Source organism: Streptomyces sp. NPDC006265 (genome assembly GCF_040613555.1).
Taxonomy (GTDB): domain Bacteria; phylum Actinomycetota; class Actinomycetes; order Streptomycetales; family Streptomycetaceae; genus Streptomyces.
This window is the reverse complement of record NZ_JBEXSH010001338.1, coordinates 1-1628: the sequence shown is the minus strand read 5'-3', so window position 1 is coordinate 1628 and position 1628 is coordinate 1. Positions and strand designations below refer to the sequence as shown.

Sequence of the window (1628 nt, the reverse complement as noted above, 5' to 3'; positions counted from 1 at the left end):
GTCTTCGCCATGGCCGCAGCGGGCCTGTCCCTGATCTTCGGAGTGATGCGGGTCGCCAACCTCGCCCACGGCGACCTGATGATCCTCGGCGGCTACGTGGCCTCGGTGGCCGCCGTCAGCCTGCACATCCCCGTCGCGCTCACCGTGCTGGTCTCGATGGCGGCCGTCGGCGGCCTCGGCTACCTCATCCAGCGGACACTGCTCGACCGGGCCATGGGACTCAGCGAGTTCGCGCCCCTGATGGTCACCTTCGGCATCTCCGTGATCATCCCCAACGTACTTGTCCAGCTCTTCAGCAACGACTCCAAGCCGCTCGCCATCGGCTCGCTCGGCACCGCGAGCATCCGCGTCGGCAGCGACCTGGCCATCGGCTGGTTCCCGCTGATCACCGTCGGGGCGGCGGTCGCCGTCCTTGCCACGCTGCACCTCTTCCTCTACCGCACCCAGTCCGGCCGCATCGTCCGGGCCACCGCCGACGACCGCGCCGTCGTGCGACTGATGGGCGTCGACAACCGAAAGGTCTATGCCCTCACCAGCGTCATCGCCTTCGCCACCGTCGCCCTGGCCGGCACCCTCTACACCATGCGGCAGGGCGGAGTGACCCCCTACGAGGGCCAGCTCAACGTCCTGTTCGCCTTCGAAGTCGTCATCATCGGCGGCCTCGGCTCGCTGTGGGGCACCCTCGCCGGCGGCATGGTGCTGGGCATCGCGCAGTCCGTCGGCGCCCAGATCTCGCCCGACCTGCCGTTGCTCGCCGGGCATCTGGTGTTCCTGGCGGTTCTGGTTTTCCGGCCGCAGGGCCTGTTCGGCAGGAGTGTGCTCGCATGACCGCCCAGACCACCGCCGTCGACTCCCCGGTGACCACGTCCGTACCCCCCGCCGTCCGACGCGGCGGCCGCGCCGCCGTCCTCGGCCTGACCGGGACGTTCCTCGTCCTGGGGGTCATGGCGAGCCTGCCCTACGTCGTCGACAACGGCGTCACCACCCAACTGGTGAAGCTCTGCTACCTCATCGCCCTGGCCTCGATGTGGAACCTGCTCGCCGGATACGCCGGCATGGTCTCCATGGGCCAGCAGGCTTTCATCGGCCTCGGCGCGTACACGCTTTTCGTCGTCAACGACCACGGACTCAACGTCTACGCCGGCACGCTCGTCGTCTCGGCGATCGTCGCTCTGATCGCGTGGCCGGTGTCCTACATCGCCTTCCGGCTGCGCGGCGGCTACTTCGCCGTCGGGACATGGGTGATCGCCGAGGTCGTCCGCCTCATCGTCGTCCGCTTCGACTCCCTCGGTGCCGCGAGCGGCCGCAACATCACCACCATCACCGCCGAACCGGTGCTACGGCAGGCGTACACCTACTGGTTGGCCCTCGCCGTGATGGCGGCGGCGGTGCTGGGCACGTATCTGGCGCTGCGCAGCCGCCTCGGCCTGGACCTCCAGGCCATCCGAGACGACGAGACCGCGGCCGGCTCGCTCGGCGTGAACGTCACGCGTGGCAAGCGGATCATCTACATCGCGGCGGCCGGCGGCTCCGCCGCCGCCGGCGCGGTGATAAGCGTCAAAAACCGTGGGGGGGCCACGCCACCACACAACATCGGGGTGCAGTAGAAACGAAGAGCGGGGGGTAGG

At 69.1% G+C, this 1628-nt stretch carries 2 protein-coding genes; both read left to right on the top strand.

Going from position 1 to position 1628, the window contains the following annotated elements:
- On the top strand, nt 1–828 hold an 828-nt coding region (locus tag ABZ281_RS48615; protein WP_356665173.1), incomplete at its 5' end, for a branched-chain amino acid ABC transporter permease.
- The gene (locus tag ABZ281_RS48610) at nt 825–1607 is read left to right on the top strand and encodes a branched-chain amino acid ABC transporter permease (RefSeq protein ID WP_356665171.1); all 783 of its coding nucleotides are present in this window, start codon (nt 825–827) and stop codon (nt 1605–1607) included. The genes ABZ281_RS48615 and ABZ281_RS48610, both read left to right, overlap by 4 nt.
- Nucleotides 1608–1628 lie beyond the last annotated feature (21 nt).